This window comes from Streptomyces sparsogenes, assembly GCF_001704635.1.
Classification (GTDB): Bacteria; Actinomycetota; Actinomycetes; order Streptomycetales; family Streptomycetaceae; genus Streptomyces; species Streptomyces sparsogenes.
Genome location: NZ_MAXF01000018.1, coordinates 1 through 13,306 on the forward strand (window position 1 = coordinate 1; position 13,306 = coordinate 13,306).

Genomic DNA, 13,306 nt, shown 5'->3' on the forward strand with positions numbered 1-13,306 from the left:
CCTGCCGGGCTGGCGGGCCGGCGGGCCGTCGGGCCGTCGGGCCGTTACGCCGAACCCCGGGATGCGGCTTCCGGGTGCGCGATAGCCTGCGCCCGATGGACACCACGCCGGAGCATCCCCCCGCGCCCCCGCCGGGGCCGCCGGGGCCGCCGAGCCCCCCGAGACCCGCGGCCCCGCCACGGCCCGCGGGGCCTCCGGAGCCCGCGCACCCGCGGAAGCCCGCGGAGGCGGCCGAGTCCACGGACGCGACGGACGCGCCCGCGGAGCCGGGCCCCCGGGACCGGCGCGACGAGCAGGAGCCCCCGAGCCGGGCCGACGAGCCGGGCCGGTCCGACGAGCCGGGCCACCACGCGCCCCCGCCGGACCCGCCGGAGCCCCCGCGCCCGTCGCACCCTCCGCGCGCCTCCTGGGAGGACGGCCTCCGCTTCGCGTTCGGCACGCTCACCACGCTCCCCGTCCGGGTGACGCGCTGGGACCGGGAGGCGGCGCGCGCCGGGATGCTGTGCGCTCCCCCGGCCGGGCTGGCGGTCGGGCTCTGCGCGGCGTCGGTGGGCGCGGCGCTGCTGCTGCTGGGCGGCGGCGCGCTGCTGGCGGCGGTGGGGACGGTCGCGGTGCCCGCCGTGCTGACCCGCGGGCTGCACCTCGACGGACTCGCCGACACCGCCGACGGCCTCGGCAGCGGCAAGCCGGCGGACGAGGCGCTGCGCATCATGAAGCGGTCGGACATCGGTCCCTTCGGGGTGGTCACCCTGCTGTTCGTCCTGCTCGCGCAGGTGGCCGCGCTGGCCGAGCTGTACGGGGCCGGCTGGGCGCACGGCGCGGTGGCGGCCGTGGCGGCCGGGGTGACGGCGCGGTGCGCGTTGACGCTCGCGGCGCGCGAAGGGGTGCCGGCGGCCCGGCCCGAGGGGCTTGGCTCGGCGGTCGCGGGCGCGGTGCCGCGCGGGCCGGCGCTGGGCACGGCGGTGGTGACCGCCGTCGTCTGCGCCGGGGCGGGCGCGGCCTTCGGCGCGTACGAGGCGGTCCACCACGCCCTCGCCGCCCTCGCCGCGCTGGGCGCCGCGGAACTCCTCCTCCGCCACTGCCGCCGCCGCTTCGGCGGCGTGACCGGCGACGTCTTCGGCGCGCTCGCCGAGACGGCGGCCACGACCGCCCTGGTCGTCACGGCCCTGCTCTGACCCGGCCCCGCCGGCCGTCACGCCCGCCGCCCCGCTGAACCGGCCCCGCCGGGCCGCGGCGGGCGGTCCTTCGGCGGGAGGCCGCGCGCCGGTGGCGTCGGGGGAGTTACCCTCGCGATGGCCCGCGACAGCCCGCCGCCCGGGCACCTGGTGACCGGCGCATACGATGCCGATGGGCGCGGCTGGCCCGTCCCTGTCTCGGCGGGGGCATTCCACGTCGGCCGAGGAACTATCCGGAAGAGGGACCCCATCACCGTGACATCTCTGACTCTCAGCACCTCCTCCGCCGCGACGCTGCGCGCGGACGCCGTCGTCGTCGGCGTGGCGAAGGGCGCCAAGGGCCCCGTCGTCGCCCCCGGCGCGGAGGCCGTGGACCAGGCCTTCGGCGGGAAGCTGGCCTCCGTCCTGGAGACCCTCGGGGCGACCGGCGCGGAGGGCGAGGTGACCAAGCTGCCCGCCGCGTCCGGCCTCAAGGCACCGGTCGTGCTGGCGGTCGGACTCGGCGACGCCCCGGCCAAGGGCGACGGCTACGACGCCGAGGCGCTGCGCCGCGCGGCCGGTGCGGCGGCCCGCGCGCTGTCCGGTTCGAAGAAGGGCGCGTTCGCCCTGCCGGTGGAGGACCCGGCGGACGCGGCCGCCGTGGCCGAGGGCGCGCTGCTGGGCGCGTACTCGTACAAGGCCAACCACAACAGCGGCGCCAAGAGCGGCAACGGCAAGAAGAACGGTGCCCCGCTCGCCGAGGTGGCCCTGCTCGGCGCCAAGCCGCGCGACAAGGAGTTCAAGGCGGCGGCGGAGCGCGCCATCGCCCTGGCCGCCGAGGTCAACCGCGCCCGCGACCTCATCAACACCCCCTCGAACCTGCTCAACCCCGCCTCCTTCGCCGCCGCCGTGCTGGAGGCGGCCAAGGAGCACGGCCTCAAGACCGAGGTGCTGGACGAGAAGGCGCTGAAGAAGGGCGGGTACGGGGGCATCCTGGGCGTCGGCCAGGGGTCCGAGGCCCCGCCGCGGCTGGTCCGCGTCGGCTACGCGCACCCGGAGGCGGAGAAGACCCTGGCCCTGGTCGGCAAGGGCATCACCTACGACTCCGGCGGCATCTCGCTCAAGCCGGCCGGCCACAACGAGACCATGAAGTGCGACATGAGCGGCGCCGCCGCCGTGTTCGCCACGGTGGTCGCGGCCGCGAAGCTGGGGCTGCGGGTGAACGTCACCGGCTGGCTGGCGCTGGCCGAGAACATGCCGTCGGGTTCGGCCACCCGCCCCGGCGATGTGCTGACGATGTACAGCGGCAAGACCGTCGAGGTGCTGAACACCGACGCCGAGGGCCGGCTGGTGCTGGCCGACGCGCTGACCCGCGCCTGCGAGGAGCGGCCCGACGCGATCGTGGACGTGGCGACGCTCACCGGCGCCATGGTGCTCGCGCTGGGCAACCGCACGTTCGGGATCATGGCGAACGACGAGGCGTTCCGTACCTCGCTGCACGAGATCGCGGAGGAGGTCGGCGAGCAGTCGTGGCCGATGCCGCTCCCGTCGGACCTGCGCAAGAGCATCGACTCGCCGGTGGCCGACCTGGCGAACATGGGTGAGCGGATGGGCGGCGGCCTGGTGGCCGGGATCTTCCTGAAGGAGTTCGTCGAGGAGGGCACCACCTGGGCCCACCTGGACATCGCGGGTCCGGCCTTCAACGAGTCCGGCCCGTTCGGCTACACCCCCAAGGGCGGCACGGGCTCGGCGGTCCGCACCCTGGTGCGGCTCGCGGAGCGCACCGCGGCCGGCGACCTGGGCTGAGCCGGCACCGGCCGGGCCCCTGGGGGCCCGGCCGGCGGACCGATCGGATTTCGCCAGGAACGAAATCCGATCGCCCTACGCGCCCAGTACCCGCGAGTAACCCCTGAAGAGGGGTTTGGAGATATCTCACACAGCGGCCCCGCGTCCCGCCTCCCGTCAACAAGTGCGAAGATGTTGTCCCGGCAGGACAGGGCCCCCGACACCAGGGCCGAAAGCAAGACGCGGCCGAACAACAGCCGCCGCCCGGCCAACGACGGCCGGCCCCGGCGCACCATGCATGGAGGACGTGACGTGGCGAACGACGCCAGCACCGTTTTCGACCTAGTGATCCTCGGAGGCGGTAGCGGCGGTTACGCCGCTGCCCTGCGCGCGGCGCAGCTGGGTCTGGACGTCGCCCTGATCGAGAAGGACAAGGTGGGCGGCACCTGCCTGCACCGCGGCTGCATCCCCACCAAGGCTCTGCTGCACGCCGGTGAGATCGCCGACCAGGCCCGCGAGGGTGCCGAGTTCGGTGTGAAGACCACCTTCGAGGGCATCGACATCGAAGGCGTGCACAAGTACAAGGACGGCGTGGTCTCGGGCCTGTACAAGGGCCTCCAGGGTCTGATCGCCTCCCGCAAGGTCACCTATGTGACCGGCGAGGGCCGGCTGTCCTCCCCGACCTCGGTCGACGTCGACGGCCAGCGCTACACCGGCCGCCACGTCCTGCTGGCCACCGGCTCGGTGCCGAAGTCGCTCCCGGGCCTGGAGATCGACGGCGAGCGCGTCATCACCTCCGACCACGCGCTGGTCCTGGACCGGGTGCCGAAGTCCGCGATCGTGCTGGGCGGCGGCGTCATCGGCGTCGAGTTCGCCTCCGCGTGGAAGTCCTTCGGGACCGACGTCACCATCGTCGAGGCGCTTCCCCACCTCGTCCCGGTCGAGGACGAGAACAGCTCCAAGCTGCTGGAGCGCGCCTTCCGCAAGCGCGGCATCAAGTTCTCCCTCGGCGCGCGTTTCTCCGGCGTCGAGCACACCGCCGACGGTGTGAAGGTCTCGCTGGAGAACGGCAAGACCTTCGAGGCCGAGCTGCTGCTCGTCGCCGTCGGCCGCGGCCCGGTCTCGCAGGGCCTGGGCTACGAGGAGGCCGGGGTCGCGATGGACCGCGGCTACGTCCTCGTCGACGAGTACATGCAGACCAACGTCCCGACCATCTCGGCCGTGGGCGACCTGGTCCCCACTCTCCAACTGGCCCACGTCGGCTTCGCCGAGGGCATCCTGGTGGCCGAGCGGCTGGCGGGTCTGAAGACCGTGCCGATCGACTACGACGGTGTGCCGCGGGTCACCTACTGCCACCCCGAGGTCGCCTCGGTCGGCATCACGGAGGCCAAGGCCAAGGAGCTGTACGGCGCCGACAAGGTCGTGGCCCTCAAGTACAGCCTGGCGGGCAACGGCAAGAGCAAGATCCTGAAGACCTCGGGCGAGATCAAGCTCGTCCAGGTGCGGGACGGTGCCGTCGTCGGTGTCCACATGGTCGGCGACCGCCTGGGCGAGCAGGTCGGCGAGGCGCAGTTGATCTACAACTGGGAGGCGCTGCCGGCCGAGGTCGCGCAGCTCATCCACGCGCACCCGACCCAGAACGAGGCGCTCGGCGAGGCCCACCTGGCACTGGCCGGCAAGCCCCTGCACGCCCACGACTAGTAGTCCCCGAGCGCGCGAACCATCCGCACAGATCGTTAGGAGCAACCGAAACCATGGCGGTTTCCGTAACCCTGCCGGCGCTCGGCGAGAGCGTGACCGAGGGCACCGTCACCCGCTGGCTGAAGGCCGAGGGTGAGCGGGTCGAGGCCGACGAGCCGCTGCTCGAGGTCTCCACCGACAAGGTCGACACCGAGATCCCGGCCCCCGCGGCCGGTGTGCTCACCTCCATCAAGGTGGCCGAGGACGAGACGGTGGAGGTCGGCGCCGAGCTGGCCGTCATCGACGACGGCGGCGCGGCCCCCGCGGCCGCTCCCGCCCCGGCGGCCGAGCCCGCCCCCGCGGCGCAGCCCGAGCCCGAGCCCGCCCCGGCCCCCGCCGCCGAGGCCCCGGCCCCGGCGCCCGCCCCGGCCGCCGCCCCGGCGGGCGGTGCCGAGGGCACCGACGTCGTGCTGCCCGCCCTGGGCGAGTCGGTGACCGAGGGCACGGTCACCCGCTGGCTGAAGGAGGTCGGCGACTCGGTCGAGGCCGACGAGCCGCTGCTCGAGGTCTCCACCGACAAGGTCGACACCGAGATCCCGGCCCCGGCCTCGGGCACCCTGCTCGAGATCCTGGTGGCCGAGGACGAGACCGCGGAGGTCGGCGCCAAGCTGGCCGTGATCGGCGCCGCCGGTGCCGCTCCGGCCGCCGCGCCCGCCCCCGAGGCGCCCGCCCCGGCCCCCGCCGCCGAGGCCCCGGCCCCGGCGCCCGCTCCGGAGCCCACCCCGGCCCCGGCTCCGGCCCCGCAGGCCCCGACGGCTCCGGCCCCGCAGGCCGTCACCCCGGAGCCGGTCGCCCCGGAGCCGGCCCCGGCCGCTCCGGCACCCGCCCCGGCCCCGGCCCCGGTCACCCCGGCTCCGGCCGCGGGTGACGGCGAGGGCGCGTACGTGACCCCGCTGGTGCGCAAGCTCGCCGCGGAGAACGGCGTGGACCTGGCCGCCGTCAAGGGCACCGGCGTCGGTGGCCGGATCCGCAAGCAGGACGTCATCGCCGCCGCGGAGGCCGCCAAGGCCGCCGCCCAGGCGCAGGCCCAGGCCGCCCCGGCGGCCGCGCCGAAGGCCGCCGCCGCGGCCCCGTCGCCGCTGCGCGGCCAGACCGTCAAGATGCCGCGGATGCGCAAGGTCATCGGCGACAACATGATGAAGGCGCTGCACAGCCAGGCGCAGCTCACCAGCGTGGTCGAGGTGGACATCACCAGGATCATGCGGCTGCGCGCCCAGGCGAAGGAGGCGTTCGCCCAGCGCGAGGGCGTCAAGCTCTCGCCGATGCCGTTCTTCGTGAAGGCCGCCGTCCAGGCGCTGAAGACCCACCCGGCCATCAACGCCCGGATCAACGACGACGAGGGCACGATCACCTACTTCGACGTCGAGAACGTCGGCATCGCGGTGGACGCCGAGAAGGGCTTGATGACCCCGGTCATCAAGAACGCGGGTGACCTCAGCCTCGCCGGGATCGCCAAGAAGACGGCGGAGCTGGCGAACAAGGTCCGGTCCAGCAAGATCACCCCGGATGAGATGTCCGGCGCGACCTTCACCATCAGCAACACCGGCTCGCGCGGCGCGCTGTTCGACACGATCATCGTGCCGCCGAACCAGGTCGCCATCCTGGGTATCGGCGCGACCGTCCGCCGCCCCGTGGTCATCAACCACCCGGAGCTGGGCGAGACGATCGCGGTGCGCGACATGACGTATGTGGCGCTCTCCTACGACCACCGTCTGGTGGACGGCGCGGACGCCGCCCGCTACCTGACGGCGGTCAAGGAGATCCTGGAGGCCGGCGAGTTCGAGGTCGAGCTGGGCCTCTGAGCCCTCGAGCCGGCACACGCCGGTACGGCTGACGGCGGCGCCCCCGCCCGGAGCGATCCGGGCGGGGGCGCCGCCGTTCGCCTGTCCGCCGTATTGTCATGTCGGTACCGTCCGATCAGTACCGTCCGAAGGAGTGCAAGGAGCGCCATGGTCCATCCCGTCGTCCACTCGCTGCGCGAGCAGATCCGCGAGCACATCGTGGAGGGCATCGTCAGCGGGCGCTGGAAGCCGGGCGAGCGGATCGTGGAGCGGCGGATCGCCACCGAGCTGGAGGTCAGCCAGACCCCGGTCCGCGAGGCCCTGCGTGAGCTGGAGACGCTGCGGCTGATCGAGTCTGCGCCCAACAAGGGCGTACGCGTCCGCAATCTGACCGCCGCCGACCTGGAGGAGATCTATCCGGTGCGGGCCGGTCTGGAGCAGATCGCCGCCGAACTGGCCGCGCCCCGGCTGGCCGAGGACACCTCGGCGCTGGAGCCGGAGGTGGCGGCGCTGTACGAGGCGGACCGGAGGGCCGACGGGGAGGCGCAGGTGCGGCACACCGTGGCCTTCCACCGCGAGCTGGTGCGGGCCTCGGGCAACAGCGTGCTGCTGCACACCTGGGAGTCGCTGGGCATCGAGATCTGGACCACCCTGTCCATCCGCTGGCTCGGCACCCGTCAGGAGTCGTACGCCGAGGAGCACCAGGCCGTCGTGGACGCGTTCCGGCGGCGGGACCCGCGGGTCGCGGAGCTTGTCAAGGAGCATGTGCTCGGCTGTGCACCGCGTGCCTGATTTCGCGGCACGGAATGCCAATTTCGCCTTTCGGAGAAGTTTTTCGGCTCAAGTACTTTGATCGATCATCGATCAGAATTTACAGTCATGGCATGACCGACCTCGTCAACGGAGAGATGGCGGCAGCCACCCATAAGCACCCCATCCAGCAGCCCGCCCCCACGCAGCCCAGCGAGCTCGACCAGCTCCCGGACCGCGACCCCGAGGAGACCGCCGAGTGGGGCGCCTCCCTGGCGGCCGTCACCCGGGCCGCCGGACCGCACCGCGCCTCGTATCTGATGCGCCGCACGCTGGAGCACGCCGAGCGCGCCGGGCTGGGGCTGCCGCCACTGCTCGAGACGGACTACGTCAACACCATCCCCACCGCCGCCGAGCCCGCCTTCCCGGGCGACGAGGCGATGGAGCGGCGGATCACCGCCTGGAACCGGTGGAACGCCGCCGCGATGGTCACCCGCGGCAGCCGCGACGGCCTCGGCGGCCACATCGCCACCTTCGCCTCCGCCGCCTGGCTCTACGAGACGGGCTTCCAGCACTTCTTCCGCGGCAAGGAGGCCGACGGAAGCGGCGACCAGCTCTACATCCAGGGCCACGCCTCCCCCGGCATCTACGCCCGCGCCTTCCTCGACGGCCGGCTGACCGAGGCCCACCTGGACAACTTCCGCCGCGAGGCCGGCGGCTCCGGTCTGCCCTCCTACCCGCACCCGCGGCGGCTGCCGTGGCTGTGGGAGTTCCCCACCGTCTCCATGGGGCTCGGCCCGATCTCCGCGATCTACCAGGCCCGCTTCAACCGCTACCTCGCGGGCCGCGGCATCAAGGACACCTCCAACTCCCACGTCTGGGCCTTCCTCGGCGACGGCGAGATGGACGAGCCCGAGTCGACCGCCGCGCTCGCCCTGGCCGGCCGTGAGCGCCTGGACAACCTCACCTTCGTCATCAACTGCAACCTGCAGCGGCTCGACGGCCCGGTGCGCGCCAACTTCAAGATCGTGCAGGAGCTGGAGGCGCAGTTCCGCGCCGCCGGGTGGCACGTGGTCAAGGCCCTGTGGGGCTCCGCCTGGGACGAGTTGCTGGCCGCCGACGCCTCCGGCGCGCTGCTGCGCCGGCTGCGCGAGGTCCCCGACGCCCAGTTCCAGACGTACGCGACCCGCGACGCCGCCTACATCCGCGAGCACTTCTTCGGCGCCGACCCGGAGCTGGCCCGGCTCGGCCAGGGCCTGACCGACGCCAAGCTCACCGAGTGCTTCCACACCTCCCGGGCCGGCCACGAGCCGCGCAAGGTCTACGCGGCGTACCGCGCGGCCATGGAGCACAAGGGCGCCCCGACGGTCGTCCTCGCCCAGACCGTCAAGGGCTACACGCTCGGCCCCGGCTTCGAGTCGCGCAACGCGAACCACCAGATGAAGAAGTTGACCGGCAAGGAGTTCCGCGCCATGCGCGACCTCCTGGAGCTGCCCATCCCGGACAGCGCGCTGGACGACCAGGTCGTCCCGTACGCCCACCCCGGCGCCGACTCGCCCGAGGTGCGCTACCTCCAGGAGCGGCGCGCCGCCCTCGGCGGGCCCGCCCCGGCCCGCAAGGTCCACCCGGTGGCCCTCCCCGAGCCGTCGGCGAAGCCCTTCGAGACCCTGGCCAAGGGCTCCGGCACCCAGGAGATCGCCACCACCATGGCGTTCGTCCGCCTGGTCAAGGACCTGATGCGGGACAAGGAGACCGGCCGCCGCTGGGTGCCGATCGTCCCCGACGAGGCGCGCACCTTCGGCATGGAGTCGCTCTTCCCGACCGCCGGGATCTACTCGCCGCTCGGCCAGACCTACGACCCGGTCGACCGCGACCAGCTGCTCTACTACAAGGAAGCCGCGAACGGCCAGATCCTCAACGAGGGGATCACCGAGGCCGGTTCGATGGCCGACTTCACCGCCGCCGCCACGTCGTACGCGACGCACGGCGAGCCGATGATCCCCTTCTACATCTTCTACTCGATGTTCGGCTGGCAGCGCACCGCCGACCAGATGTGGGCGCTGGCCGACCAGCTCGGCCGGGGCTTCCTGATCGGCGCCACGGCGGGCCGCACCACGATGACCGGCGAGGGCCTCCAGCACGCCGACGGCCACTCCCACCTGATCGCCTCCACCAACCCGGCGGCGGTCGCCTACGACCCGGCGTTCGCGTACGAGGTCGGCGTCATCGTCCGGGACGGGCTGCGGAGGATGTACGGCCCGGACGCCGAGGACGTCTTCTACTACCTGACCGTCTACAACGAGACCAAGGTCCAGCCGCCCATGCCGACCGGCGAGGGCGTCGAGGAGGGCATCCTCAAGGGCCTGTACCGCTACAAGTCGGCCGAGCCGGCGGACGCGGGCGCCCCGCGCATCCAGCTCCTCGCCTCCGGCACCGCCATCCACTGGGCCCTGGAGGCCCGAAAACTCCTCGCCGACGACTGGGGCGTGGCCGCCGACGTGTGGTCCGCCACCTCCTGGAGCGAGCTGCGCCGTGACGCCCTGTCCTGTGACGCGGCGCAGCTCAACGGTGAAGACCGGGTCCCGTACGTCACCCGTGCCCTGGCAGGCGCACCGGGCCCGGTCCTCGCCGTCAGCGACTGGATGCGCGCCGTCCCCGACCAGATCAGCCAGTGGGTCGAGCAGGACTGGTACTCGCTGGGCACGGACGGCTTCGGCCTCTCCGACACCCGCGAGGCCGCCCGCCGCCACTTCGGGGTGGACGCCCCGGCGATCGTGGTCGCCGCCCTGGACCGCCTCGCCCGCCGCGGCGAGGTCAAGCCCACGGCGGTGAGGGAGGCGGCCGAGCGCTACGGCATCTGAGGCGCGGCCGGGGCCGCGCCCCGGTCCCGGCCCACCCCCGCCCCCGCCCCGACCCGGGGCGGGGGCGCGGCATGATGGGCGCATGCGCGCCGCCCGTCTGATCCGTCTCGTGCTGCTGCTCCAGTCCCGGCCCTCGATGACGGGGGCCGAGCTGGCCCGGGAGCTGGAGGTCTCGGAGCGCACCGTCACGCGCGACGTGGCCGCGCTGTCCGAGGCCGGGGTCCCGGTCTACGCGGACCGCGGCCGGGCCGGCGGCTACCGGCTGGTCGGCGGCTATCGCACCCGGCTGACCGGCCTGGGCCGTACGGAGGCCGAGGCGCTGTTCCTGTCCGGGGTGCCGGCCGCGCTGCGCGGCATGGGGCTCGCGGACGCCGCGTCGGCCGCCCGGCTGAAGGTCTCGGCGGCGCTGCTGCCCGAGCTGCGCGACGCCTCGCACACCGCCGCCCAGCGGTTCCACCTCGACGCCCCCGGCTGGTGGCAGGAGCCCGAGACGCCCGAGCTGCTGCCGGCGATCGCCGACGCCGTGTGGGACGACCGGCGGATCACCGCCCGCTACCGCCGTCGGGACACGGAGGTGGAGCGGGAGCTGGAGCCGTACGGCCTGGTGTTGAAGGCGGGCGTCTGGTATCTGGCGGCGCGGGCCGAGGGGGACTTCCGCGTCTACCGGGCGGACCGCTTCACCTCCGTCGAGCCGTCGGCCGCCCCGGGCCCCCACGGCCGCTTCGAGCGGCTGGCGGAGTTCGACCTGCCCGCGTTCTGGGAGGAGCGGGCCGCGCAGTTCGCCCGCTCGCTGCTGCGCGAGGAGGTCGTGCTGCGGCTGACCGAGGAGGGCGTGCGGCGGCTGCCCCATGTGACGGACCGTACGGCGGTGCAGGAGGCGGTGGCCGCGGCCGGGGCGGCCGGGGGGCCCGACGGGCAGGGGCGGATCACCGTCACCCTGCCCGTCGAGTCGCTGGAGGTGGCGTACGGGCAGCTGCTGGCGCTCGGCCCGGAGGCGGAGGTGCTCTCCCCTCCGGACCTGCGGGAGCGCTTCGCGGCGGCGGCCACCCGGGCCGCGGACCTCTACCGGTAGTCCGCCGCCGTGCCCTCCTTGCCGCCGAAGACGACGTCCCGGAAGTAGCCCATGGCGTCGGGCCGGGAGCCGTCCAGGTCGGTGAAGCCGTAGACCTTGGCCAGCTCTCCGCTGGAGACCGACTTGCCGGACCAGCGCGCCCGGTCCGGGTCCGCGGCGAGGGCCGCGACCGCGCGCCCGAGGTAGTGCGGCGTCTCGGCGATCGCGAAGTGCGGCTCCTTCTCGACGGCGTCGCGCCAGTTCTCCTCGGTCACCCCGAAGTGGTCCAGCATCTGCTCGGAGCGCAGGAACCCGGGGCTGATGGACACCGCCGTGCCGCCGAACTCCTTCAGCTCCTGGGCGAGCCCGTAGGCCATCCTGATGGGGGTGTTCTTGGTGACGTCGAAGAAGAGGTTCTCGCGGAAGGTCTTGTTGAACTCCTCCGTGCCGTCGGTCACCTCCACCACCAGCCCGCCCGGCCGCCGGACCAGCAGCGGCAGCGCGTAGTGGCTGGTGATCAGGTGGGTCTCGACGCCGAGCCGGAGCATCCGAAGCCCGTTCTCCAGATTCACCTCCCAGCTCTTCTTGCCGAAGGTGATCAGGTGCTCGCCGCCCCAGACGTCATTGACGAGCACGTCCAGCCGGCCCTGCTCCCGCTCGATGCGCTCCACCAGCGCGCGCACCTGCTCGGGCTCCAGGTGGTCGACCGGCACCGCGATCCCCGTGCCGCCCGCGGCCGTGACCAGCTCCGCCGTCTCCTCGATGGTCTCCGTCGCCCGCCCGACCTCGCTGACCTTCTCCCGCGTGGTGCGCCCCGTCGCGTAGACGGTGGCCCCCGCCGCCCCCAGCTCCACGGCCATGGCGCGGCCGGCGCCCCGCGTCGCCCCCGCCACGAGTGCGACCTTGCCCGCCAGCGCGCCCTGTGTGCTCACGTACATACGTCCCTTCGGTGTACAGCTCGGCCGGATCGCTTCCGGCCCCTCGACCCTCGCAGGGAACACCGCCATCTTCTGTCGCCTTTTTCAGCGATTCCTTTTTCAGCGATTCCTTCTCCTCGGTTCTCCGCCGCTCTCGCGGGCCGCTCCGGCGTGCGCGGGCGCACGGGAGGGCCGATCCTGGTCCCGTGATGGACGAGACGGAGTTCTGGGAGCTGGTCGACAGCGCTCGGGATGCCGCCGAGGGCGACCCCGAGGAGCAGTCCGACCTGCTCGTCGAGCGGCTGTCGCAGCTCGACCCGGACGCCGTCCTGGACTTCGCGCGCCACTTCGAGGCCCGCGCCAACCGCGCCTACCGCTGGGACCTGTGGGGCGCGGCCCAACTCCTGCTGGGCGACGTCGGCGACGACGCCTTCGACGCCTTCCGCTACTGGCTGATCGGCCAGGGCCGGGAGGTGTTCGAGGGCGCGCTGCACGACCCGGACAACCTCGCCGAGCTGCTCGAGGACTTCGACGAGCGGGTGGACGGGGACTGCGAGGACCTGGGCTTCGCGGCGGACGAGGCGTACGAGCAGCTGACCGGCGCGGTGCTGCCGGACCTGGGCCTGCCGTCGCGGCCGACCGAACCGGCGGGCGCGGTCGTCGACTTGGAGGACGGGCGGGCGCTGGCGGCACGGTTCCCCCGGCTGTGGGAACGCTTCCGCGCCTAGCTCACGGGGTTCAGCTCGGCTCTCGGGGTTCGGCTCACAGGGCGGCGTACCTCACAGGGCGCGGCCCATGAAGACGTCGTCCACGTACTCACCCTCCAGCAGGAACTCGCCGGGCAGCACGCCCTCCACCGCGAAGCCCTCGGACTCGTAGAGCCGCCGCGCCGGGCCGTTGTGCCCGAGGACCCGCAGCGTGATGCGGACCGCCCCCTGGCGCCGGGCCTCCGCGCACGCCGCGCCGAGCAGCGCCCGCGCCACGCCCCGGCCGCGCGCCCAGTCGTCCACGACCAGACCCTGGATCTGGCGTACGTGCGCGTTGCAGGCCAGCGGGGTCGGCGCGACGAGGCGTATGTATCCCGCCGTGCGCCCCTCGGCCTCGGCGACGAGGAGGTGCTCGGGCCGGTTGCGGTCGCTGAAGAAGGGGTCGCCCGGGCGGGGCGGCGGCTGTACGGAGTGCAGCGGGGACCAGGTGCGCCGGTCGAGATCGGCGAGCGCGGTCTCATCGGCGAGGACGGCGGGTCTGATGGTCACATCGGACATGC

The 13,306-nt window shown here is 73.7% G+C and carries 9 protein-coding genes and 1 pseudogene; 8 read left to right on the plus strand and 2 right to left on the minus strand.

Annotated elements, in window-relative coordinates; translation table 11 throughout:
• Nucleotides 1-416 precede the first annotated feature (416 nt).
• From BBH68_RS02875 to BBH68_RS02905, 7 genes and pseudogenes are all read left to right on the plus strand, one after another.
• A pseudogene (locus tag BBH68_RS02875) lies at nt 417-1,175 on the plus strand (adenosylcobinamide-GDP ribazoletransferase); the annotation flags it as partial.
• Between the two features lie 255 nt (nt 1,176-1,430).
• The gene (locus tag BBH68_RS02880; RefSeq protein WP_065958647.1) at nt 1,431-2,960 is read left to right on the plus strand and encodes a leucyl aminopeptidase; all 1,530 of its coding nucleotides are present in this window, start codon (nt 1,431-1,433) and stop codon (nt 2,958-2,960) included.
• A 291-nt stretch (nt 2,961-3,251) separates the two neighbouring features.
• Nucleotides 3,252-4,640 (plus strand): dihydrolipoyl dehydrogenase, encoded by a 1,389-nt coding sequence (lpdA, locus tag BBH68_RS02885; RefSeq protein ID WP_065958648.1) that lies wholly within the window; start codon nt 3,252-3,254, stop codon nt 4,638-4,640.
• Nucleotides 4,641-4,693: 53 nt separating this feature from the next.
• Complete coding sequence (gene sucB / locus BBH68_RS02890) at nt 4,694-6,481, plus strand: 2-oxoglutarate dehydrogenase, E2 component, dihydrolipoamide succinyltransferase (protein ID WP_065958649.1); 1,788 nt, start codon at nt 4,694-4,696, stop codon at nt 6,479-6,481.
• A gap of 147 nt (nt 6,482-6,628) precedes the next feature.
• Nucleotides 6,629-7,252: a GntR family transcriptional regulator gene (locus BBH68_RS02895; RefSeq protein WP_065958650.1), complete on the plus strand. Its 624-nt coding sequence runs from the start codon at nt 6,629-6,631 to the stop codon at nt 7,250-7,252.
• A gap of 116 nt (nt 7,253-7,368) precedes the next feature.
• On the plus strand, nt 7,369-10,071 hold the full coding sequence (gene aceE, locus BBH68_RS02900; protein WP_065958669.1) for a pyruvate dehydrogenase (acetyl-transferring), homodimeric type: 2,703 nt from the start codon (nt 7,369-7,371) through the stop codon (nt 10,069-10,071).
• 82 nt (nt 10,072-10,153) lie between these two features.
• On the plus strand, nt 10,154-11,143 hold the full coding sequence (locus BBH68_RS02905) for a helix-turn-helix transcriptional regulator (RefSeq protein ID WP_065958651.1): 990 nt from the start codon (nt 10,154-10,156) through the stop codon (nt 11,141-11,143).
• Here BBH68_RS02905 and BBH68_RS02910 read toward each other — a convergent pair.
• On the minus strand, nt 11,134-12,060 hold the full coding sequence (locus tag BBH68_RS02910) for an SDR family oxidoreductase (RefSeq protein ID WP_079150761.1): 927 nt from the start codon (nt 12,058-12,060) through the stop codon (nt 11,134-11,136). The genes BBH68_RS02905 and BBH68_RS02910 overlap by 10 nt on opposite strands.
• A 188-nt stretch (nt 12,061-12,248) precedes the next feature.
• On the opposite strand from BBH68_RS02910, the gene BBH68_RS02915 reads away from it, so the two are divergent.
• Nucleotides 12,249-12,767: a DUF4240 domain-containing protein gene (locus BBH68_RS02915; RefSeq protein ID WP_065958652.1), complete on the plus strand. Its 519-nt coding sequence runs from the start codon at nt 12,249-12,251 to the stop codon at nt 12,765-12,767.
• Between the two features lie 51 nt (nt 12,768-12,818).
• On the opposite strand, the gene BBH68_RS02920 is transcribed toward BBH68_RS02915, so the two are convergent.
• The gene (locus BBH68_RS02920) at nt 12,819-13,304 is read right to left on the minus strand and encodes a GNAT family N-acetyltransferase (RefSeq protein WP_065958653.1); all 486 of its coding nucleotides are present in this window, start codon (nt 13,302-13,304) and stop codon (nt 12,819-12,821) included.
• Nucleotides 13,305-13,306: the final 2 nt, after the last annotated feature.

Coding starts and splice junctions, on each gene's coding strand:
- sucB (WP_065958649.1), top strand. CDS start 4,694: ATGGCGGTTTCCGTAACCCTGCCGGCGCTCGGCGAGAGCGTGACCGAG.
- BBH68_RS02895 (WP_065958650.1), top strand. CDS start 6,629: ATGGTCCATCCCGTCGTCCACTCGCTGCGCGAGCAGATCCGCGAGCAC.
- aceE (WP_065958669.1), top strand. CDS start 7,369: ATGGCGGCAGCCACCCATAAGCACCCCATCCAGCAGCCCGCCCCCACG.
- BBH68_RS02905 (WP_065958651.1), top strand. CDS start 10,154: ATGCGCGCCGCCCGTCTGATCCGTCTCGTGCTGCTGCTCCAGTCCCGG.
- BBH68_RS02910 (WP_079150761.1), bottom strand. CDS start 12,060: ATGTACGTGAGCACACAGGGCGCGCTGGCGGGCAAGGTCGCACTCGTG.
- BBH68_RS02915 (WP_065958652.1), top strand. CDS start 12,249: ATGGACGAGACGGAGTTCTGGGAGCTGGTCGACAGCGCTCGGGATGCC.
- BBH68_RS02920 (WP_065958653.1), bottom strand. CDS start 13,304: ATGTCCGATGTGACCATCAGACCCGCCGTCCTCGCCGATGAGACCGCG.